This is a genomic window from Acinetobacter sp. F9, from assembly GCF_019195275.1.
GTDB classification, from domain to species: domain Bacteria; phylum Pseudomonadota; class Gammaproteobacteria; order Pseudomonadales; family Moraxellaceae; genus Acinetobacter; species Acinetobacter pseudolwoffii.
Genome location: NZ_CP078068.1, coordinates 357,632 through 378,733, shown reverse-complemented (window position 1 = coordinate 378,733; position 21,102 = coordinate 357,632). Strand labels below are relative to the sequence as shown.

Below are 21,102 nucleotides of genomic sequence, written 5' to 3'. Positions count from 1 at the left end.
TTGAAAGTTCTCAATTTAAGGAATTCTATGTCTGATATTGAAACGCATCCATTACCGCCTTTTTTACCGCCAAATGCCAAATTACTGATGTTGGGTAGTTTTCCACCACCAGCAACTCGCTGGAAAATGAATTTTTATTATCCAAATTATCAAAACGATATGTGGCGGATTTTTGGTTTAATTTTCTTTCAAAATAAAGATTACTTTCTGGATATTGAGAATAAAAAATTTCAGGAATCATTGATCCGTGAATTTCTATTGGAGACTGGAATTGCGATTTTTGATAGTGCCTCTCAGATCAGACGGCTGACGGGCAATGCTTCAGATAAGTTTCTGGAAATTGTGGTACCGACCAATTTAAAGGATTTATTGCTACAGATCCCAGAATGTACCTACATTATGACCACCGGTGATAAAGCCACCGATACCATGATGCTGTCTATGCCTGAAGATGCAGAAAAGCCCAAAATTGGAGAGCCGACGCAAACCAACCTGGAAGGACGCGAACTGCATTTATATCGAATGCCATCTTCATCTCGAGCTTATCCTCTGGCTTTAGATAGAAAAGCTGAAGCTTATCGACAACTCTTTTTAGATGTTGGACTGGTCTAGCGGATGACAGGAGAAAATTAATGAAATCGAAGCTCACTCTGATTTTTTCTTAGTTAAACTTAGAATATGTAAGAATTTTTAAAACAAGAGGTTGTTCTGAATTTTGGTGATTATATTGCTATTTTCTCATTATTTTTATAATGAACAGGCTGACATGATTTAAGCAGAGTCTTATTGCTGGATGCTATACTCGGCATTCATTGGTTTAAGAACATTCACACATAAAAAAGGGTGAATGTGGTCACCCTATATTTATTTCAATGCTAAATCACTGCTCAATCCTGATATTCCACATAGTCCCACAGGTTTAAACGGGTTTTAATTTCCTGACGGATCTCTGGCAACATCGGCAATAACGTCCCATCAATCCATAAACTGAGCGCCTGTGCAGAGAGCAATTGCTGTTGTTCATCGACTAGTTGTGCGCCTTTTAAGATCACGCAGGTTTCTTCAAGCGCTTCAGTTTCGACACCTTTGAATAATACCTGTAAATCATGACCGCTATCGTGAATCAACCACTCTAACTCGAGCTGTATATTTTCACTGGATTTTAGAACAACTTGACCCTGAATAATATCGGATTCAGACAGACAATCATGTTCTACCCGAATTTTGGCCAAATACCATTCTTGCTGAGATAAATCATGGAGAGTTTTTACAGGCGTCAGAATATCACTGAATTTAAACTGACGGCTTAAATCAAAAAATTGCATGGGAGTAGAGGGCGAAAAAATCGCAAAATATTGGAAAAGTTGAATTTTAAAGCAAGGCTAATCGCCTGTAAAACCCTTTAAGCGATGATAGCACCAGATGACTTGACGCTACCATGCCCGGAAAATAGATTCTGTACGTTGTGTAATACCAAAGTCATTACAATGTCATTACATTAGCCATTCCCCGGGGAATTTTGTCACCAGATTCATCATAAAACGCTGAAATTTTGTGGTTTCAGGGTCATGTACATGCTGAATAGTACGGCCATCTTTTTGATGTTCTAACCAGATTATTTCATCTTTTTCATTTAGTTTGAGCTGATAGGCCACGCGCGGTAAAAATTGATTCATCGCATTAGAGATTTCCTTTTGAAAATCTTCCGATTTAACCACCAAACCGACTTCGGTGTTCAGATAAGCTGAACGCGGATCAAAATTAAATGAACCCACAAACACCATACCATCCAGATCAAAAAATTTGGCATGTAGACTCGAACTGTTTTTATTTTTGGCCGGGATGATGTCACCAGTCATAATTTCATACCAAGTCCGTTCTGGCCGGACTATATACGGTTTAAACTCCCAGAGTTCGATGCCATTTTTCAAGAGCTGCTGACGATATTGCTGATAATAAGCATGTACCACAGCTACATCATTGGCCTGAAAAGAATTGGTCAGGATTCTAATTTTGACACCCTGTTGTGCACGCATACTTAAATAATCTGTGCCTTTTTGTGTGGGAATAAAATACGAGGAGACCAGTTCCAGATGATTTTTCGGCTCGCCCATCAGTTCAAGCATATGGGTGTAAATATAATCGCCATTTTTTGCATGAGGACGTGCTTTTGCGGGTGTATCCGCGACAAAATAAGCCTGTGCCCAGTAAATGGGTTGTTTCTTTAAGTGCTCTGCAACTTGTTTTTCGGCAATGCCTACTCGGCGTTTTAATTCAGTTTCATCCACTTCTTCGCGCGCAAAATCAGCTCTTAGCCTTTTTAACATTTCCGGATGACCTGAATCATTCAGAATCTGCCGAACATCATAACTCAGCTTATCATTCCAGAAATTGATGAAGGTCTGATTGGCATTTTCTACGGGTTGACCTGCAAAGAAAATATCGACATCGGTAAACTGGAAATTTTCGCTGGCATCAAAGTATTCACTGCTGATATTACGGCCACCAGTGACAGCTGCGGTACCGTCTGCAATGATCAGTTTATTGTGCATGCGATGATTAATCTGTTTCATTCTAAAGCCATAATCCAGCGCACGTAAATGACGGAATTTATAAGGATTAAAAATCCGCACTTCAAAGTTTGGGTGTTGGCTTAAGGCCAGCAGTTTATCATCAAGCTGGGTGCCATTTTGATCGTCAATCTGAACCCGTACTTTGACACCGCGATCGGCGGCTTTAAGTAATTGGGACAAGATCATATTGCCAATATAATCATCCTTCCAAATGTAATATTGTAGATCCAGATGATATTTAGCTTTGTTAATCAGGTGCAGACGTGCTGCCATACTCATAAAGCCATCATAGAGCGGCAAGAAAGCCGTTTTACCGCTATTAATTTGTTGTTTTGAAAGTTGATTGTCGATCCAGTGCGCAGGTCGAACCGGCGTAATTTTCGCTTCTTCAGCAGTGTTGGGAGCCAGTTCACAGCCAGAAAGCATGATGCTAAAAGTAAAAATGCTCAAACATACAAAGGGCGAAGGTTTAGTCATTGATGTTCCATTAATTATAGGATCTTTTATTCCTTATCTTCTGATGTTAATAGTTGAATCTCCGAATAGAAAGAGGTTACTGTTAGTCATCTGTAAATCAGCAAAAAAGGATAGTTTTACATGAAATCACGTGCAGCGGTTGCGTTTGGTCCAGGTCAGCCCTTAAAGATCGTGGAAGTAGATGTTGCTCCACCCAAAGCAGGTGAAGTATTGGTAAAAATTAGCCATACCGGAGTGTGTCATACCGATGCATTCACGTTGTCTGGTGAAGATCCTGAAGGCGTATTTCCGGCGATTTTAGGCCATGAAGGCGCAGGTGTGGTGGTCGAAGTTGGTGAAGGTGTCACTAGTCTGAAACCGGGCGATCACGTAATTCCGCTTTATACTGCTGAATGTGGCGAATGCTTGTTCTGTCAATCTGGCAAAACCAACTTGTGTGTGGCTGTGCGTGCAACTCAAGGTAAGGGTGTCATGCCGGATGGAACCACACGTTTTTCTTATAATGGTGAGCCGATTTATCATTATATGGGCTGCTCAACCTTTTCTGAATATACCGTGGTTGCTGAAGTTTCCCTGGCAAAAATCAATCCTGAAGCCAATCATGAGCATGTCTGCCTGCTCGGCTGTGGCGTAACCACTGGTATTGGTGCGGTGCATAACACGGCCAAAGTCCAAGAAGGCGACAGTGTTGCAGTATTCGGTTTAGGTGGTATCGGTCTGGCTGTGGTACAAGGTGCACGTCAGGCCAAAGCAGGTCGTATTATTGTGGTAGACACCAATCCGGATAAGTTTGAACTGGCAAAACAGTTTGGTGCCACAGATTTCTTAAATCCAAAAGAATTTGATCAGCCAATCCAGCAGGTAATTGTAGAAATGACGGGTTGGGGCGTAGACCATTCATTTGAATGTATCGGTAATGTTGATGTAATGCGTTCAGCGCTTGAATGTGCGCACCGTGGCTGGGGTCAGTCGGTGATTATTGGAGTCGCTGGAGCAGGTAAAGAAATTTCCACCCGTCCATTCCAGTTAGTCACAGGCCGTAAATGGATGGGGACTGCATTCGGTGGAGTGAAGGGTCGTTCACAATTACCAAGCATGGTAGAACAATCCATGAAAGGTGAAATTCAACTTGAACCTTTTGTGACGCATACCATGCCGCTTGAACAGATCAATGATGCTTTTGACCTGATGCATGAAGGCAAATCAATTCGTACCGTTATTCATTTTGAATAAGTGAGCGTTTGATTTTGAAAAGACTGGTTTAATACCGGTCTTTTTTATGTGCGTTTCACTTAATTCAGGATACATTAGTGCATGAAAGCCTGACAGAGAATCACTGAACTAACACAAAGCTGCTAATGTCATTACATTCGAGATGCTTATATTAAATAGAGCGTATCAAAATACGTGATTAAACCATTTTAAAGAATAAGGATAAGCGCTATGTCGAATGATAATTTTGATCGTGATGTAATAAAAAACTCTCCTAAAGATGTGCGTGATGATTTAAATGCCGATCCAATTACCGGTGAACCGGGCGCACACCCTGTTGGTACAGGTGTAGGCGCTGCAGGTGGCGCAGCAGCAGGTGTAGCCATTGGTGCAGCAGGTGGCCCTGTAGGTGCAGCTGTGGGTGGGGTTGTTGGTGCAGTGGTCGGCGGTCTGGCAGGTAAGGGTGTCGGCGAAGCGATGAACCCAACAGAAGAACAAGCTTATTGGCGTGATAATTCCATTAATACACCATACTATTCAGAGGCTCGTACCACCTATAGCGATCTGGATTATGACCGTGATTATGATACGGCGTATCGGGTCGGTTATGAAAACCGCGGCAGCTATGATGCCAATACCCGTTTTGAAGATGTTGAACCTGAGCTTAGAGTAAAATGGGAACAGATGAAGGGCCAATCGCGTTTAAACTGGGAACAGGCGAAATATGCGGTACGTGATGCCTGGAATCGCGTTACACACTAATTTTTAATCTGTGTATTGAATTTGATTGGCAAGACCTATATTAAATTTACAGGTTTTGCCAATTTTATCGATATTCAACACTATTCAGTAAATTGATAAATAAAAGTAGAAAAGTTAATAAATATTTTTTTATATTTAATGCTTGTCAAATGCGCAGAGACCGCGTATTTTAATTTTAGATTCACATTTTATGAAAGACATAACATGTTAAAGCAACCTATCATTTCAAACGCATATTTTTATTTCTGGCAGTTTAGATAATTGCCTGAATGCGTTTGGGCAATGAACAGGTTGCCCACCAGTTTATACCTGATCGGCAACCCTGATCAGGTTTTTTTATGCTTATCATTTTTACAAAACTTTGGAGACAGCCATGACAAACTTTAACTATTCATATTTTAACAACTTTTATTGGTCTTACTTTAGTCAGCTCATGACACTCTCGACCTCGTTAATTAGACCCATAACGCTCAAATAAAAGTTTGGACTGATTGCCAGTCCCAGGATTAAAGTCATGAATACCTTAAATACATCACAACAACATCACGCTGAAACCATTTTAACTTTACCTCAGCAACTGAAACAGCAATTGCCCCTGTCTGCGCAATTGGCTCATCAAGTCGCTGAACAACGTCAAACCATTCAAAATATATTAGAAGGCAAGGACCATCGTTTAATGGTGGTTACAGGCCCGTGTTCCATTCATGACGAAGCCTCGGCTTTAGAATATGCAGAAAAATTAAAACAGCTACAAGCTCAGGTGTCTGATCAAATTTTTCTGGTCATGCGTGCTTATATCGAAAAACCACGCACGACCGTGGGCTGGAAAGGTTTTCTTTACGATCCGAACCTCGATGGTTCTTCCAATATGCAATTGGGCCTGGAAAAATCCCGTGCTTTATACCTTAAAATTATTGAAATGGGCTTGCCAATTGCATCTGAAATTTTAAGCCCGATGGCAACTGCTTATTTTGATGATCTACTGGCGTGGGGTGCCATTGGTGCACGCACCAGTGAATCGCAAATTCACCGTGAAATCTCAAGTCACATGCCCTACAGCATCGGTTTCAAAAACGGCACTGACGGTTCAATCCAGATTGCTCTGGATGCAATCCAGTCTGCCTCTCATCCGCATCAATTCCTGGGCATGAGTCAGTCCGGTTTACCCTGTATTTTAAACTCTCAGGGCAATCCTAAAGCACATTTGATTTTACGTGGCTCAAACAGTGGGCCGAATTACCAGTGCTCAGAAATCGAGAAAATCAAAGCGAAATACTCAGCAGAATTGCCAGCACTGGTGATTGACTGTAGTCATGGCAACAGTGCGAAAAATCCAATGCTGCAAGCTAAAGTGCTGGAGCAAATCGTCGCAGAACGCCTGCAGACCAATGTTCGCGGCGTGATGCTGGAAAGTCATCTGGTGGATGGCAACCAGAAAATTTCTGCAGAGATGGTGTATGGTCAATCAGTTACTGATGGATGTCTGGGCTGGGTAAAAACTGAACAGTTGTTGCTTGGCATTGCTCAGCATTTATCGCTTCGCTGTCTAAAACGCAGTGCATAAAGCTTTAAAAGCACTTTCTCTGAACAGGTTTGGTGAAAGTGCATTTTATTTTAGAAGCTTAAAGTGCTTCCCAGTAAATTGACTTAACATGAAATACATCACACAAATAAGATGATAAATTTTATAAAATAAATAAAATCTGTTTGTGTCCTCTTATAAATCCCTACACAATTAAAAGACAATATATCCATTTGAATATATAACCTTTTTTTCAATAATTTAATGTCATGGCAGGTTGTTTGGGGATCTTGATGTTTGCAACAGAGCTCTTAGAAGAAGCACGAAAATTCATGCACCACATGCTGACCAAAGTGGTCGAATATGGTGGTTCAGATTTATTTATTACCGCCGACTTTCCACCGAGTATTAAACATCAGGGTTTAATGAAGCCTTTTGGACAGCAAGAACTGACGGCTGAAAAAACCAAGCTGTTTGCCTATAGCCTGATGAATGAAAAGCAGCGCAAGGAATTTGAAACGGAACTGGAGTGCAACTTTGCTATCACTGTGCCGGGTGTTTCGCGTTTTCGGGTCAACGTGTTCCAGCAACAACTCAATGTTGGCATGGTGATTCGTACTATTACCGCAGAAATTCCAAATTTCCAGAAGCTCAAACTTCCTGATTCACTTAAACATGTGATTATGGAGAAACGTGGTCTGGTGCTGGTGGTCGGGGGAACCGGCTCAGGAAAGTCAACCTCGCTCGCTGCGATGATTGACTACCGCAATGAAAATTCAGCCGGGCATATTATTACCGTGGAAGATCCGGTGGAGTATGTACATAAACATAAAAAATCCATGATTACGCATCGTGAAGTCGGCGTGGACTGTCATTCCTGGCACAATGCGCTGAAAAATACCTTGCGTCAGGCACCCGATGTGATTCTGATCGGGGAAATTCGTGATACTGAAACCATGGAACATGCGATTGCTTTTGCCGAAACCGGGCATCTTTGTCTGGGAACTTTGCACTCCAACAATGCCAATCAGACTTTAGACCGGATTATTAACTTCTTCCCGGAAGAGCGCCGCAATCAGTTATTGATGGATTTATCCTCGAATATGAAGGCGATTATTTCCCAGCGTCTGATTCGGACGCAGGATGGTAAAGGCCGTCGTGCAGCGATTGAAATCATGTTAAATACGCCATTGATTTCCGACCTGATTTTGAAAGGTGAGTTTCATGAGCTGAAAGCGATTATGGCAAAATCCCGTGAATTGGGGATGCAAACCTTTGACCAGGCCTTATTTGAATTGTATAACCAGGGCGAAATTTCTTATGAGGAAGCGTTACGCAATGCCGACTCCACCAATGAATTACGCTTACAGATCAAGCTAAAAAGTAATCGTCAGGATAATGCAGCAGTCGGAGAAAGTACGCAGTTTTCTATGCTACAAAAACCAAAACCTGAAGAAAAATCAGCAGAAAATCAAGCTGTAGCTGAATAAAGACTGTCTTGGGAAACAATCAAAACAGGTAGATTTGAATTCTGCCTGTTTTGGGTTAGCTATTTTTGACTGCTTTAGCCTGAACCACCAGATGAAAATATCCCATACTACTTAGGGTCAAGACGGCACAAATCACAAAAGCAGTTTGATAACTATAAGCTGCAATGATAGCACCGATCAGGACTGAGCCAATGGCAATACCCAGATCATAGCAGGTATAAAAAGTCGAAGTTGCGTAGCCAATCCGGTGTTTTGGTGCACGTTGAATGGCTAAGGTTTGAATGCACGGTTGCACACTACCAAAACCGACTCCGACCAGAACCGCAGCCAGCATAAAACCCCATAAAGTCTGAATCTGGCTCAGTAAAAACAGACCCAGACTAAAAGCCAGCAGTGCCGGATAAATCACGTATTGTGGACCTTTGCGGTCATAAATTTTTCCAGTGATCGGACGCAGGCTCATCATGGAAATTGCAAATACCACAAAGAATAAACCGGCATAGGCCATTAAATCCTTACTGGCTGCAAATGGCGCGATAAAAGACATGATGCTGGCATAAGAAAAGGAAATCAGCATGGCAAGTCCTGCCACAGGCAGTGCTTTCTTTTCGACAAAATCAGTCAGCCCTAGTGATGTTTTCTTGTCGGTGTGGTCGATCATTTTTTCAGGCTCTTTGACCGGAATCAGTAAACAGAAGATAAAGCCGATAAAAACCAAAGCGATCAACAAGGTGCTGACCTGAAAATAAGACCAATATTCAATCAAGCTCAGACCAATTAAAGGCCCCAAGACAATTCCCAGATTGACAGACATGACAAAATAACCCATGCCTTCGCCTTTACGCTGTTCTGGAATAAACTGGTTGACCACCGGCACACAGGCTGTGGTCAGAATACTAAACCAGATGCCATGCAAGAAACGGATGATAAACAGAATCGTGAGCTGATCAGCGAGCAGGTAAGCTAAGGAAAAAAGACTGAAAAATATTTCTGAGACAATTAAAGTTTTGCGTATGCCAAATTTTTCGATAATTAAGCCACTAAAAGGACGTACTGCAATGGCAGAGACCATAAATAAGGTCATGGCCAGACCAGCTTGGGTCAGATTACCACCTAATTCCTTTAAGATATAAATCGGCAGAATTGTGGTTTGCGCAAAATAGAAAATAAATAAAAACAGGTTGTTGGCCAGACACAGTACAAATGACTTGGTCCATAACGGCGCTACAATGGCATTCATGATTATCCTAAAATGATGGGTGATGAGACGCTGGTCTTAGAATGGGGGAATTATTATTATAAATAAGTGTGGCATATTCAGGAGTGCAGCGCGCCCTGTTCAGTACTTTAGGAAATATACGTGAAAAATACAATAATATTTTAATATGAATATATGTAATTGAAGCCGATTGGGAAAGCGGAACAATATCTATGGCATAAAAAAAATCAGCCCGCAGGCTGATTTTCTAAATATAAGCGGGTTTATAGGCCAGCTTCATATGCTGTATTGGAAAGCAGGTGTTCAACATCTGACATATTGTCTGGTTTGATTTTATAGATCCAGCCTTTGCCATAGGGATCGTCATTAATAAAATCAGGATCATCTTCAAGATCAGGATTGATTTCAACAACAATACCAGAAACAGGTGCATGAATATCAGACGCAGTTTTGACCGATTCAACTACACCGGCTTGCTGACCCGCAGTGATGTGTGAATCAAGATCTGGTGCCTCTACATAGACCAAATCACCTAATGCATCCTGTGCATGGTCGGAAATACCGGTCACAACAAGATCACCCTCAATGCGTACCCATTCATGCGTACTTGCGTACTTTAATTCTGAAGGATGATTCATTGATAACTCCTTAAAAATCTTTAGATCATTTTTGACATGTTTTATACATTCTTTTTGGCCAAAACAAAAGGCTTATGACCCTTTATAAATAAGGATCTTTGCGCCAGTTGCTCGGGCTGCGACCACTCCAGCGTTTAAATGCCCTGCTAAAATTGGCGACATCACTATAACCAAGTTCATCAGCAATCTGCTCCAAGCTAAAGTCGGTCCGGGACAATAACGACGTCGCATGCCGGTAGCGTACTTCATCGACCAGCGTAGAAAAAGAGGTACCTTCAGCCGCCAGCTGACGTTTTAGGGTGCGGTCGGACATATGCAGACGATCTGCCACACTTTCAATACTCAGATAATGCTGCTCGGAATGGGTTAGAATATCACGGACCCGCATCGCAATCCGGTGTCGCTCGCCCAAGGCCGAGAGTTCAGTTTCACACTGGTTAATTGCAATCTGACTGGCAATCGGGTCGGCATGTACCAGCTTGTTCATCAGGTAGCTCTTATCAAAGCTCAAGATCAAATGCGGCTGTTCAAAGCGAAACTGATGATGTGGAAATTTGGCCATAAAGCGCTCAAAGCCTTCCGGTTTTTTGAAATCAAAATCGATTTCTCCAGCGGCATAATCAATTCCGGTAATGGCCTTGGCCATACTGATCATGCCAAAAATCAGTGCAATCGAGATTTCGGTGCGTAAGGGTTCCAGCTGAATATCGGTTTGCAACTGGACTGTAGCCTTGGCACCAAAGGTGGAAAAGAATAGCTGTAAAAAGGGCATACGCAGCTGGATGAAACGGTTGGCCAGTACTAATGCATCGGTAATATCCTTGGCCGTCATGATGGCATAGCCGATAAAACCATGAATAGAAATCCGCATCTGGGTACCCAGATGATAACCAAGTGTCGGTTCACCGCTCAGCTTGAGGGCATGTTTGACCAGTTCATTGGCCACAGGTGTCGGGATGCGAAAATCAGGATCCGCCAGCTGCTCCGTACTCAGGCCAAAGGACTTGAACAACGATTCGTCATTATATCCCCAGCGGGAAATGACATCGAGCAGCAAAAGAGCGTATACACCTGGAATTCCCTGATCTTGGCGTGGAGCAATTGTTTTCATGCGCGATCCGTTGCACTCACTTAAATTTTTTTATTTATGGTCTGATATTGGCATAAAACTGCCATTTTTTTCATTAAAATTGTTGGACAAAGTTTTGGCTATTGCCACAATCATTGTGGCAGATTAGCCTGAATTTCGCCTAAAAATCAATTTAAACCGGAGAAAATCCTCGTTTAAATACCACAATTTTAGTGGTTGAACTAAAAATCATTTTATGATGCTGGTCAAATGCCTGCGTCTGGTAGCTAACGATCCCACGATCAGTTTTGCTTCTGGAGGGCTGAATATCCATGATTTCGACTTCGACGTGAATTTCATCCCCGGGGCGGGTCGGACAAGGCCAACGCAGATGCGACTCTGAACCAATGAGCCCATAAGCCACAGGAAAACATTCAGTCCACAAGCGCATAACCACTGCCGCAGTATGCCAACCACTGGCGGCAATTCCCTGAAATACCGGATGGGCTGCAGCTTGCTGTTCATCAGTATGAAAGACTTGTGGGTCATAAGCCCGGGCAAAATTTTGAATTTCTTCCAGTCCCATATGATATTTACGGCTGCTAAAGCGGTCAGCGATGTTCAAATCTTCCAAATACAGCATTATTCACGATCCTTCGTTGCTTTGATCTGTTGTTGTATCAGTAATCCGCCCGTTTGACGCTGCCAAAGCTGGGCGTAGATTCCATTTAATGCTACCAGTTCATCATGGGTACCTTGCTCGGCAATTTTGCCTTGATCCATTACAATCAGGCGATCCATCTGGGCAATTGTCGATAAACGATGCGCAATGGCAATTACGGTTTTGCCTTGCATCAGATCATCGAGGCTGTTTTGAATGGCCGCTTCGACTTCAGAATCCAGCGCACTGGTGGCTTCATCCAGAATCAAAATGGGTGCATCTTTTAGAAATACCCGTGCGATTGCAACACGTTGACGTTGACCACCAGAAAGTTTTACACCACGCTCACCGACATAAGCCTCATAGCCTCTTTTGCCGCGTAAGTCGGTCAGATGAGGAATAAACTCTTCTGCTTTGGCTTTACGTACCGCTTCATACATCTCTTGATCGGTTGCATCAGGACGACCATATTTGATGTTCTCTGCAACGGTACGATGCAGCAGCGAAGTGTCTTGAGTCACTAAAGCAATGTTCTTACGCAAACTGTCCTGCGTCACATCTTCAATGTTCTGCCCATCGATTAAAATACGACCTTGGTCAAGATGATAAAAATGCAGCAATAACTGAATCAGGGTCGATTTACCTGCGCCTGAACGTCCCACAATCCCGATTTTTTCACCCGGGCGAATGGTCAGGTTAAACTGGTCAATGACATTTTTATCATTATAGGCAAAGCTGACATTGTCGAATTTAATTTCACCATGCTGAAGCTGTAGCTCTTTGGCATTGGGTTTATCTTCAATGGCAATCTTGCGGCCTAAAGTTTTCATACCATCCTGAATGGTCCCGACATTTTCAAACAGGGCAGAGGTCTGCCACATCATAAACTCGGCAATACTGTTCAGTTTGAGTATCATGGCCGTGGTGGCTGCAATAATGCCCAATTCGGCCTGTCCTTCCATCCATAGCCAGATGGCCGTACCCAACACACCGCCATAGAGAATAATGCTCAGAAATAAAATACTGATTTCATACTGAGCCCCCAGACGCATCTGTTTGTAAACCGTGACCATAAATTCCTGCATGGAGGTTTTAGCATACTGGCTTTCTCGACCAGCATGGGCAAACAGCTTGACAGTCTGGATATTGGTATAGGCATCGGTGACACGGCCGGTCATGACGGCACGCGCATCGGCCTGTGACTTGGAAATCTTGCTTAAACGCGGAATAAAGTACCAGGCCGCACAGATAAATAGCAGTAGCCACACCATCAAAGGGATAACTAAATAGGGAGAAATATTGCCTAAAACGATATTGATGGTGACGAAATAAATCAGCACATAGGCCAGCATATCTCCCAAAATGACCCAGAATTCCCGGATGGCCAGCGCCGTTTGCATGACTTTGGCAGATAAACGTCCGGCAAAATCATTATGGAAAAAATCCAGACTTTGTTTCATCAGTAAATTATGAAAGCGCCAGCGTAACCGCATCGGAAAGTTGCTATACAAAATCTGGTGCTTGATCAGGGATTGGGCACTGGCAAAGAAAATATTGGCCAGCAGGATAATGCTCAGCAAGGTTAGGTTGCTGGCATGTTGCTCCAGAAAAGTATCTGGCTGGCTTTTGCTGAGCCAATTTACCAAATCGCCAATTTTTGAGTAGAGTAAGGCTTCAAAGCTGGCAGCACCGGCTGTACACAGCACCAGAATCAGCAAATAACGACGCACACCGTAGGCTGCCTGCCAGACAAATGGAAAAAACTTGGTCGGTAAAGGTTGATTCAGGTTTTTGGTGGGATAGGGATCAACCAGTCTTTCAAGCCATCGAAACATTATCGTACTCTTATCATGCATTTTGCTTTGTAGTGATTATAAAGGATTGAATTTTTTTAAGCCTAGGATTAGATGAAATAGCCACAAAATTATTATCCAAATCAGACTTTACTTTTCATACTAGATACCTAATTCTAAATCCATAATTATATTAAGGTTTAAACCATTTTTCCTCATAAAAAGAATCAAAAACGAGAGAGCTTAAAGATGAGTATTTGGGTAGTGGCCAGCCGTAAACGAGGCTCAGGAAAAACCACGATTGCGATGTATATCAATGAGTTATTACGTGGGCAAGGCGCGACCTTGCTAATTGATGCCAATCTGGAACCGTATGGTTATGAATGGGCAAATCTGAAAAATAAACAATTTTCTTTCGAGCATCTGGATATCTTAAAACAAGATGGTCGTAGTCTGGATCATCGTCTGGAAAGACTGAAACAGCAGTTCGCCTATATTATTGTTGATATTGACGGGCAGGATACATCTGCCTTGCGTTCAGTCCTGAAACATGCAGATAAGCTGATTATTCCCAGTTCCATCAATCCAGAAGATATTCAACTTGAAACCGAACTGGTGCAATTGGCGATTGGGATCGCACAATATAATACTCAATTAAAAATTTATACGGTATTGAATAAAATTCCTGAACAGCAGCAACTTGCAGAAATGAAACAGACACAGCACCTGCTCAAGCATATGCCCGGTGCACAGTTTCTAAACACGGTGATTTATGAACATCAAAGCTATCATCATTTATTATTAAACGGCGAAAGGATCTGTGAAGAGCAGTTCGACTCAGAACATGATTTTTATAAAATGCTACAAGAACTGATGCAGCTGCAAGCGTCTGCAATCTCAGCCTGAGCATCTCAATACCCAATCTAATATTTGTTTAAGTTGTCGATTTTTATATTTTTATTTAATCAGACCAATCAAAAGCCTGAAACTGTAGCCAGTTTCAGGCTTTTATTTTATTTGAAGATTGTCGCAGCTCTTCAGGAAACGCTAAAAGATTCCTTGAGGTCGAAACCTGAAGGTGCCTGATACACCTTTAGTCCAAATTCAGGAATAATCGCCAACAGGTGATCCAGAATATCCGACTGGATATTTTCATACTCGACCCAGACCGTGGTATTGGTAAATGCATAAATTTCCAGAGGCAAACCTTCACTGGTCGGTTGTAACTGACGAACCATCAGGGAGTGATTTTTACTAATTCCCGGATGCTGTTGCAGATAAAATTCCACATAGGCACGGAAAGTCCCCAGATTGGTCAGACGGCGCTGGTTATATTGTGAATGATGGCTGAGCTGCAGGTTAAATTGCTGCAGTTCTTCAGTTTTGGTATTTAGATATTGATCCAGCAGTATAAATTCTTTCAGCTTGTTCTGTTCATCAGCTGACATGAAATGCACACTGCTCTGATCGACATGAATGGAACGTTTAATCCGGCGCGCACCGGCTTCCTGCATGCCACGCCAGTTTTTAAAGGTATCCGTCACCAGTTTATTGGTCGGAATGGTGGTGACTGTTTTATCAAAGTTCTGCACGGTAATGGTGTGTAATGACATATCAATGACATCGCCGTCCGCATTTAAAGATGGCATTTCAATCCAGTCACCAATACGCACCATGTCATAAGAGGAAATCTGTACCGAAGCCACCAGCGATAGGATGGTATTTTGGAACACCAGCATCAGTACCGCAGCCATGGCACCAAAACCGGCCAGCAAGGTAAAGACATCTTTCTTGAGGAAAGTCCCCAGAATCATCAAACCACAAACGATGAAGATGATCAGCTTGACCAGTTGCAAATAGCCTTTAATCGGCTTGTTACGCGATTTCGGATTGCGCTGATAAATCAGGTTAAAAATATTCAGCAATTCGCCAATCGCCAGGGCAATGGTCAGGAAGATAAAGGCCTGCGCACCCATCTGGATAAAGGTCTCGACCTTGTCTGATAAATGCGGAACGGTGGTAATTCCATTCATAATCACAATGGCCGGCACAATATTGGCAATACGGCGGATCACGCTATGCTCAGCAATGATTTCATTATGTGCAAAAGGCATTTTGGAAATCAGTTTACGAATTCCGCGAACAACGACTTGTTTGGCAAATAAATTTGCAATAATTGCCAGTAAAATCACAATGCTCAATGAAGAGAGCATTTCTAGCCAGGGATATTGATCTGCCCACACTTGTATATTCTGGACAAGCTTAAACTGTTCCAACTTATCTTTTCTCACACTGTTAAAATTGTGAAAGAGTTTATAGCTTTAAGCTGAGTTTTTTAATTTTAATTAAACTTTTAATACATATCTTTGGAAAGTGTTTACCTGAAATAGCTTTTAGACTGTGATCTGATATAAAAAACCGGCCTAAGCCGGTTTAGTATGATATCAAATACTAATAATAACTTACCACATCAGGTCATCCGGAATGACATAGGCTGCATACGGATCTTCTTCATCGGTAATTCGTTCATTTTTCTCTGAATTATTCACAATGATAAAGCCTTGCATCTTGGCATTAATACGATCTCCCAAAGCCTTAGGCAAGAACACATAACTGTCATTTTCACGTGCAATCACCAGACTGCCTGCCACCAGTGCATTATAGATCTGCTGGTTCAGGTAAACCTTCTTGATCTTGCTGTCATCAATAAACTGATACACCGCATCACCATCCGTATCGCGGATTTTGTGCTGGTTAATCATCTGGATGATCGCGGCTTTCAGTTCTTTTTCCTGTAAGGCCGCTTTTTTCTCTAACTCGATGGCTTGGTCTTTGGCCAGTTTCTGCTGCTTGTCTTGCTCAATTTTCGCCTTGATTTCAGCCTCGGTGCTATCACCGGTGCGTTTTTCATGCACAGCCTGTTTAGACAGTTTTTTGGCTTTTTTATTATCGACCAAACCTGCCTTTAACAATTGTGCCTGCAATGCATTTTTAACCATGAGAATGTCCAGAAATTAATCGTGTTGATGTCGATAACGTAAATAAATCACCCAGTAAATCAGACTGAGCATCAGGCTCAGCCCTGCCGGGATCAGGAATGCATTTAATTTTAAATAAGGATAAAGCCAGCTGGCAAGAATACCACCGCTTAAAAAACCGAGCAAAATAAGTATATGTAAAACGACTCGGCGTGGTTCTACATCTAAGCCGCGTAAACGGTAACCCATGGCCAAGCCAAGGTCGGTCAGTACACCAGATAAATGCGTGGTGCGAATAATGGCACCTTTATAATGGCTGACCATGGCATTCTGCAGACCCATCGCGACACAGGCCCATAACAGGGCATAACGCGGGAAATAGGGCAATAATAACCAGCAGATCAGAATAAAAAAAGCCACCAGGCTTAAAGGGTAACCATAAAGTCGCCCCAAGCGAAAGTGACTATTTCCTAGAATCAGCCCGCTATACAGAGAACCAATGACATAGCAGATTGTGACCAGAAGCAGATATAGCATCATGTCTGGCTGCCAGTCCAGCAGCGCCATGGCCAGCATACTGACATTACCGGTCATATGTGAAACAGACTGGTGTAATACCGTCACCAGACCCAGGACGTTAATCATGCCGGCATTCACCGCAAGAAAGAACGCTCCTAATTGTATCCAGGTAGGTAAACGCTGTAATGGCATAACAACATCATTGGCAAAAAATATTGATTATTCAATATAAAATCAATTTGATGCGCGGTCTACTGCTGTGGTAAATAAAACATCCGTAGACGAGTTTAAAGCAGTTTCAGTAGAATCCTGCAATACACTGATTACCATACCAATCGCGACCACTTGCATAGCGATATCCGAAGAAATACCGAACAGACCACAGGCCACAGGAATTAACAATAATGAACCACCGGCCACACCTGAAGCACCACATGCCGAGATGCTTGCTACTACGGAAAGAATCAGCATGGTGGTGAAATCTACGCTAATGCCCAAGGTATTTACCGTTGCCAGTGACAATACGGTAATGGTGACCGATGCCCCAGCCATATTGATCGCAGCACCGAGAGGAATTGCGATACTTGCGGTCGATTCTTTGACGCCTAGACGTTTTGCCAGATCCAGATTGACGGGAATGTTGGCGGCCGAACTACGGGTAAAGAAGGCGGTAATGCCACTTTCACGCAAGCAGGTAAAGACGAGTGGATAGGGGTTGTGACGCGTCACTAAAGCCACCAACATCGGGTTAATTACCAGTGCAACAAAAGCCATCGTACCTAATAGTACCGCAAGTAAATGTGCATAACTGGTCAGCGTATCCAGACCGGATTCAGCAAAAGTCACCGCAACCAGACCAAAAATACCCACAGGCGCAAAACTGATCACTAAACGAATCACATAATTAACCGCAAAGGCGGCATCATTCAAAAGAGTCTTGGTGGTATCCGATGCATGACGGAAGGCAATGCCCAATGCCACAGACCATGCCAGAACGCCAATGAAATTTGCTTCAGCAATGGCAACGACCGGGTTGGCGACAAAGCTAAGCAGCAGATTCTTCAGGATTTCTACCAGACTGCCAGGTGGCTGTAAGTCCGCTTGCGCAGCAATATCCAGAAACAGCGTACTTGGAAATAACATACTCGAAACGACAGCACTGAGTGCAGCAAGGAACATACCTACCGCATACATCATCATAATCGGTTTAATGGCGGTGTTGGATTGCCCCACCTTAAAATTTGCGATAGAAGCTAAAACTAAAATGAAAACCAGGATCGGTGCAACAGATTTCAAGGCTTTAATAAACAGGTCGCCCAATAGGCTTAATGAGGGAGTAGCTTCGGGAAATACCACAGCCACACCTACACCTAAAATAATGGCGATGATGATTCGAGAGACTAGGCTCATACGCATAAGGGCAGAAAACATAAGATTGCCTTGTGAAAATTACGAGGGCTAAATTTGGGAAAAAGTTGCGCTATTTTATACTTAATTTAAACAAGGCTTGAAATATATTTTTATATAAAAAACAAGTTATTGATATAATTGATTTATTCTAAAATTAATCAATATAAAAGAATACTTTTATTTAAGAAAATAATCTAAATGTGATGAATAAATCATCTCTTTTAAAATTATATTCATGAAATAAATATCAAAGTTAAATCGATAAATTCAAATTATATTTGAAAATTTAAAAAAGTTTGGCGTCATGACCGGTTTGAATCTCCGGCCATAAGTTTAATTATCTGCTGTCCTAAATCGTATAGTCTTTATGCTGCTCAAAGATTTCTGGAGCCAAGTCCCGAATTGCCTGAAAATGAGTCAGATAAATGTGGCCGCTCAGATGAATCATCAGCTTCGAGGCTTGTAGCTTGTCCATCACCGGGCCTTTCACTTCGGCAAAATGCAGTCGAATTTTCAGTTTGGCCAATTCCGCATTTAAATCCTCCAGCATTTCCAAAGCGCTTAAATCAATGGCACTGATACTGGAGCAATTTAAAATCACATGTTGCAACTTGTCATTCAGGCTCATCTGATTGATCAGATAACCTTTGAAGCTATTGGCATTCAGAAAAGTCAGATTTTCATCAATCCGCAGTGACAGCACCCGATCGGAGGTACTGACTTGATGACGCTGAATATTACGAAAATGCTGTGTACCTTCGACCAGTCCGAGCACTGCAATATGCGGACGACTGATTCGCCATAACATCAGGATAAACGTCGATATGATCCCAATAATCAGGCCAGTGGAAATATCAATCAGCACCACACCCAGAAAGGTAATCCACATGGCAATACCATCGGCTTTAGAATAACGCCAGGCATCAAAGAAAGGCCGAAAATCGACCAGTTTCCAGATGGAAACAATAATCGTGGCGGCCAGAATGGTCAGGGGCAGATCTTCAAAAAATCTGGTAAAGAATAGGCTGACGAAAATAATCAGAATGGAGGAAAAAACTCCTGCCATGGGGGATTTGGCACCGGCATCGGCATTGACCACGGTACGCGACAGACTGCCAGTAACCGGAAAGGCTGAACTGACGCCTGCACTGATATTGGCAATCCCCAAGGCAATCAATTCCTGATTACTGTTTAAATGACTGCGTTGTTGCAAGGCTGTGGCTTGAGCAATCGACAGTGATTCCACAAAGCTGATCATGGCGATCATGCTAGCACCCGGTAACAAGGTCACAACCAGTTCCCAGTTCCAGTGCGGAAAAGACAAGGGCGGAAAACCGGACGGGATTGCACCCACTGTTTTAATGCCTTGGCCCTTTAAATTCAGAAATACAATCGCTGCAATCCCGAGACATACCAGAATGAGAGGCACAGCCCGTACCAGAAAATCTGTAGAGCCGATCCGGCTTTGTACTGTCTGAGATTTTAGCAACTTGGGCAGATAGATCAGTAAAGCCATCGACAACAGGCCAAATAACAGGCTTGGTAAATGCAGGAGCGGCAGATACTCCAGAAGACTTGTTGTAAATTCTGGAATGTTATTGGCTTTTAAGGGCAGGTCGACCAAGAACTTCAATTGTCCAAAAGCAATTAATAATGCCGAGGCAATAATAAAGCTCTGAATGACTGGATGACTAATCAGCTGAATTAAGAAACCGAAACGGAATAATCCCAAGAGCAGGGAAATAATACCGACCATGAGTGCTAATAAGGTCGCAGCTTCGATATAGACCGGTGAGCCGACTTCAAACAGTGGATTGAGCGTGGCAAAAGTCATCATTGAAATGATCGCCACCGGGCCAATCGATAAAGTCGAACTGCCACCGAGCAACGCATAAATGATCATTGGCAGGATGCTGGCATATAAGCCCATGATCGGCGGTAAACCGGCCAGCATGGCATAAGCCATCCCCTGAGGAACCAGCATCGCCACGACAATCAGTGCGGCCAGCACATCGGATTTAAATTTGACCGGCGTATAGTCGCTTAACCATGCCCAGGCAGGCAGTCTATGCAGAAGTTTAGACTTGGAATTTGGCATAAAAAGGTCTAAATCACAAATATAGATATATTATGCACAAATTCTGCTAAGAAATCTTAAGGGGTCGAATTTGTGATGATTTATGTTTTTAAAATAAATCAGCTAGGTCTGGCCTCCATTTTCTTGAAGCAGCTATAGCGATTTTCTACAAAGTCGTTATTTCTGCCAGATCAATGGGGTAGAGAAGTGTGTTTTGGCGTTAAATAGTGTTTAAAAATAAACTATTTAATTTGATTCGCACAATACAGCTGATAAAGCGTAGTCAATACCACAATCAAATTTTGATCTTTAATTGAATAATAGATCTGTTTACCATCCCGACGGGTATTCACTACATCACTTTTGCGCAGCATCATCAGTTGCTGGGAAAGCGTCGGTTGTTTAATGTCGGTAATATCTTCAATTTGTGAAACATTCAGTTCCGCTTGAGAGAGATGGCATAAAATAAGGAGACGGTCAGTATTGGCCAGAGATTTTAAAATGCCGACGACCTGTTCTGCTGAATCGCGCATAGTCGTGATTTCAAAATCGGTTTTCATCTCATATGTCCATTATAAAATTACAGCCCGCACATTATAAGGGGCTCGATGATTAATACATTGATATAATATTTAAATATTATCGGGTTTTAATCAGGTTAAACATTAGTTAAAGTTATATTTTAAACGTTGATAAATAATA

At 42.4% G+C, this 21,102-nt stretch carries 19 protein-coding genes; 6 read left to right on the top strand and 13 right to left on the bottom strand.

The window, feature by feature from the left end; genetic code table 11:
* Positions 1 to 27 precede the first annotated feature (27 nt).
* Positions 28 to 612 carry a uracil-DNA glycosylase family protein gene (locus KT990_RS01705; protein WP_005170739.1) on the top strand — a complete coding sequence of 195 codons (585 nt, stop codon included), beginning with the start codon at positions 28 to 30 and terminating at the stop codon, positions 610 to 612.
* A gap of 275 nt (positions 613 to 887) precedes the next feature.
* Here KT990_RS01705 and KT990_RS01700 read toward each other — a convergent pair whose 3' ends face one another.
* Complete coding sequence (locus KT990_RS01700) at positions 888 to 1,325, bottom strand: hypothetical protein (protein WP_005170745.1); 438 nt, start codon at positions 1,323 to 1,325, stop codon at positions 888 to 890.
* A gap of 168 nt (positions 1,326 to 1,493) precedes the next feature.
* On the bottom strand, positions 1,494 to 3,050 hold the full coding sequence (locus tag KT990_RS01695; RefSeq protein ID WP_218209025.1) for a phospholipase D family protein: 1,557 nt from the start codon (positions 3,048 to 3,050) through the stop codon (positions 1,494 to 1,496).
* Positions 3,051 to 3,170: 120 nt separating this feature from the next.
* Here KT990_RS01695 and KT990_RS01690 point away from each other — a divergent pair, with 120 nt between their 5' ends.
* The 4 genes from KT990_RS01690 (at position 3,171) to KT990_RS01675 (ending at position 8,036) form a co-directional block, all read left to right on the top strand.
* Positions 3,171 to 4,283 carry an S-(hydroxymethyl)glutathione dehydrogenase/class III alcohol dehydrogenase gene (locus tag KT990_RS01690; protein ID WP_005170751.1) on the top strand — a complete coding sequence of 371 codons (1,113 nt, stop codon included), beginning with the start codon at positions 3,171 to 3,173 and terminating at the stop codon, positions 4,281 to 4,283.
* A 210-nt stretch (positions 4,284 to 4,493) separates the two neighbouring features.
* Complete coding sequence (locus KT990_RS01685) at positions 4,494 to 5,024, top strand: hypothetical protein (RefSeq protein WP_005097004.1); 531 nt, start codon at positions 4,494 to 4,496, stop codon at positions 5,022 to 5,024.
* 514 nt (positions 5,025 to 5,538) lie between these two features.
* Positions 5,539 to 6,588, top strand: coding sequence for a 3-deoxy-7-phosphoheptulonate synthase (locus tag KT990_RS01680; protein ID WP_005170754.1), 1,050 nt, complete (start codon positions 5,539 to 5,541; stop codon positions 6,586 to 6,588).
* A 251-nt stretch (positions 6,589 to 6,839) separates the two neighbouring features.
* Positions 6,840 to 8,036, top strand: a complete 1,197-nt coding sequence (locus tag KT990_RS01675) for a PilT/PilU family type 4a pilus ATPase (protein WP_074382739.1) — start codon at positions 6,840 to 6,842, stop codon at positions 8,034 to 8,036.
* 55 nt (positions 8,037 to 8,091) lie between these two features.
* On the opposite strand, the gene KT990_RS01670 is transcribed toward KT990_RS01675, so the two are convergent.
* The 5 genes from KT990_RS01670 to KT990_RS01650 all read right to left on the bottom strand — a co-directional run bounded on the left by KT990_RS01670 (position 8,092) and on the right by KT990_RS01650 (position 13,458).
* Entirely contained in the window at positions 8,092 to 9,276 is a 1,185-nt protein-coding gene (locus KT990_RS01670) for an MFS transporter (protein WP_074382740.1), read from the bottom strand.
* Between the two features lie 242 nt (positions 9,277 to 9,518).
* A complete protein-coding gene (gene gcvH / locus KT990_RS01665) occupies positions 9,519 to 9,893 on the bottom strand; it encodes a glycine cleavage system protein GcvH (RefSeq protein ID WP_005097000.1) in 375 nt (124 codons plus the stop codon).
* An 82-nt stretch (positions 9,894 to 9,975) separates the two neighbouring features.
* The gene (locus tag KT990_RS01660; RefSeq protein ID WP_005096998.1) at positions 9,976 to 11,004 is read right to left on the bottom strand and encodes an AraC family transcriptional regulator; all 1,029 of its coding nucleotides are present in this window, start codon (positions 11,002 to 11,004) and stop codon (positions 9,976 to 9,978) included.
* 151 nt (positions 11,005 to 11,155) lie between these two features.
* Positions 11,156 to 11,605, bottom strand: coding sequence for a MaoC/PaaZ C-terminal domain-containing protein (locus tag KT990_RS01655; protein WP_005096996.1), 450 nt, complete (start codon positions 11,603 to 11,605; stop codon positions 11,156 to 11,158).
* Complete coding sequence (locus KT990_RS01650; RefSeq protein WP_005096995.1) at positions 11,605 to 13,458, bottom strand: ABC transporter ATP-binding protein; 1,854 nt, start codon at positions 13,456 to 13,458, stop codon at positions 11,605 to 11,607. Before KT990_RS01650 ends, KT990_RS01655 begins: the two co-directional genes overlap by 1 nt.
* A gap of 207 nt (positions 13,459 to 13,665) precedes the next feature.
* Between KT990_RS01650 and KT990_RS01645 the strand changes: the two genes are divergently transcribed.
* Positions 13,666 to 14,322, top strand: coding sequence for a hypothetical protein (locus tag KT990_RS01645; protein ID WP_218209024.1), 657 nt, complete (start codon positions 13,666 to 13,668; stop codon positions 14,320 to 14,322).
* A gap of 131 nt (positions 14,323 to 14,453) precedes the next feature.
* Here KT990_RS01645 and KT990_RS01640 read toward each other — a convergent pair whose 3' ends face one another.
* The 6 genes from KT990_RS01640 to KT990_RS01615 all read right to left on the bottom strand — a co-directional run bounded on the left by KT990_RS01640 (position 14,454) and on the right by KT990_RS01615 (position 20,960).
* A complete protein-coding gene (locus tag KT990_RS01640; RefSeq protein WP_218209023.1) occupies positions 14,454 to 15,692 on the bottom strand; it encodes a mechanosensitive ion channel family protein in 1,239 nt (412 codons plus the stop codon).
* 186 nt (positions 15,693 to 15,878) lie between these two features.
* Positions 15,879 to 16,415: a DUF2058 domain-containing protein gene (locus tag KT990_RS01635; RefSeq protein ID WP_218209022.1), complete on the bottom strand. Its 537-nt coding sequence runs from the start codon at positions 16,413 to 16,415 to the stop codon at positions 15,879 to 15,881.
* 15 nt (positions 16,416 to 16,430) lie between these two features.
* Positions 16,431 to 17,105 carry a YoaK family protein gene (locus KT990_RS01630; RefSeq protein ID WP_159515737.1) on the bottom strand — a complete coding sequence of 225 codons (675 nt, stop codon included), beginning with the start codon at positions 17,103 to 17,105 and terminating at the stop codon, positions 16,431 to 16,433.
* Positions 17,106 to 17,147: 42 nt separating this feature from the next.
* Positions 17,148 to 18,344, bottom strand: coding sequence for a serine/threonine transporter SstT (gene sstT, locus KT990_RS01625; RefSeq protein ID WP_159515738.1), 1,197 nt, complete (start codon positions 18,342 to 18,344; stop codon positions 17,148 to 17,150).
* Between the two features lie 328 nt (positions 18,345 to 18,672).
* Positions 18,673 to 20,421, bottom strand: a complete 1,749-nt coding sequence (locus KT990_RS01620) for a SulP family inorganic anion transporter (RefSeq protein ID WP_218209021.1) — start codon at positions 20,419 to 20,421, stop codon at positions 18,673 to 18,675.
* 221 nt (positions 20,422 to 20,642) lie between these two features.
* Positions 20,643 to 20,960 (bottom strand): ArsR/SmtB family transcription factor, encoded by a 318-nt coding sequence (locus KT990_RS01615; RefSeq protein ID WP_005170781.1) that lies wholly within the window; start codon positions 20,958 to 20,960, stop codon positions 20,643 to 20,645.
* Positions 20,961 to 21,102 lie beyond the last annotated feature (142 nt).

Excerpts from the sequence above, each read along its gene's own strand:
- KT990_RS01675 (WP_074382739.1), top strand. The coding sequence starts at position 6,840 with ATGTTTGCAACAGAGCTCTTAGAAGAAGCACGAAAATTCATGCACCAC.
- KT990_RS01700 (WP_005170745.1), bottom strand. The coding sequence starts at position 1,325 with ATGCAATTTTTTGATTTAAGCCGTCAGTTTAAATTCAGTGATATTCTG.
- KT990_RS01650 (WP_005096995.1), bottom strand. The coding sequence starts at position 13,458 with ATGTTTCGATGGCTTGAAAGACTGGTTGATCCCTATCCCACCAAAAAC.
- KT990_RS01630 (WP_159515737.1), bottom strand. The coding sequence starts at position 17,105 with ATGCCATTACAGCGTTTACCTACCTGGATACAATTAGGAGCGTTCTTT.
- KT990_RS01680 (WP_005170754.1), top strand. The coding sequence starts at position 5,539 with ATGAATACCTTAAATACATCACAACAACATCACGCTGAAACCATTTTA.
- KT990_RS01620 (WP_218209021.1), bottom strand. The coding sequence starts at position 20,421 with ATGCCAAATTCCAAGTCTAAACTTCTGCATAGACTGCCTGCCTGGGCA.
- KT990_RS01690 (WP_005170751.1), top strand. The coding sequence starts at position 3,171 with ATGAAATCACGTGCAGCGGTTGCGTTTGGTCCAGGTCAGCCCTTAAAG.
- gcvH (WP_005097000.1), bottom strand. The coding sequence starts at position 9,893 with ATGAATCATCCTTCAGAATTAAAGTACGCAAGTACGCATGAATGGGTA.
- KT990_RS01655 (WP_005096996.1), bottom strand. The coding sequence starts at position 11,605 with ATGCTGTATTTGGAAGATTTGAACATCGCTGACCGCTTTAGCAGCCGT.
- KT990_RS01670 (WP_074382740.1), bottom strand. The coding sequence starts at position 9,276 with ATGAATGCCATTGTAGCGCCGTTATGGACCAAGTCATTTGTACTGTGT.
- KT990_RS01695 (WP_218209025.1), bottom strand. The coding sequence starts at position 3,050 with ATGACTAAACCTTCGCCCTTTGTATGTTTGAGCATTTTTACTTTTAGC.
- sstT (WP_159515738.1), bottom strand. The coding sequence starts at position 18,344 with ATGTTTTCTGCCCTTATGCGTATGAGCCTAGTCTCTCGAATCATCATC.
- KT990_RS01660 (WP_005096998.1), bottom strand. The coding sequence starts at position 11,004 with ATGAAAACAATTGCTCCACGCCAAGATCAGGGAATTCCAGGTGTATAC.
- KT990_RS01645 (WP_218209024.1), top strand. The coding sequence starts at position 13,666 with ATGAGTATTTGGGTAGTGGCCAGCCGTAAACGAGGCTCAGGAAAAACC.
- KT990_RS01635 (WP_218209022.1), bottom strand. The coding sequence starts at position 16,415 with ATGGTTAAAAATGCATTGCAGGCACAATTGTTAAAGGCAGGTTTGGTC.
- KT990_RS01615 (WP_005170781.1), bottom strand. The coding sequence starts at position 20,960 with ATGAAAACCGATTTTGAAATCACGACTATGCGCGATTCAGCAGAACAG.
- KT990_RS01705 (WP_005170739.1), top strand. The coding sequence starts at position 28 with ATGTCTGATATTGAAACGCATCCATTACCGCCTTTTTTACCGCCAAAT.
- KT990_RS01685 (WP_005097004.1), top strand. The coding sequence starts at position 4,494 with ATGTCGAATGATAATTTTGATCGTGATGTAATAAAAAACTCTCCTAAA.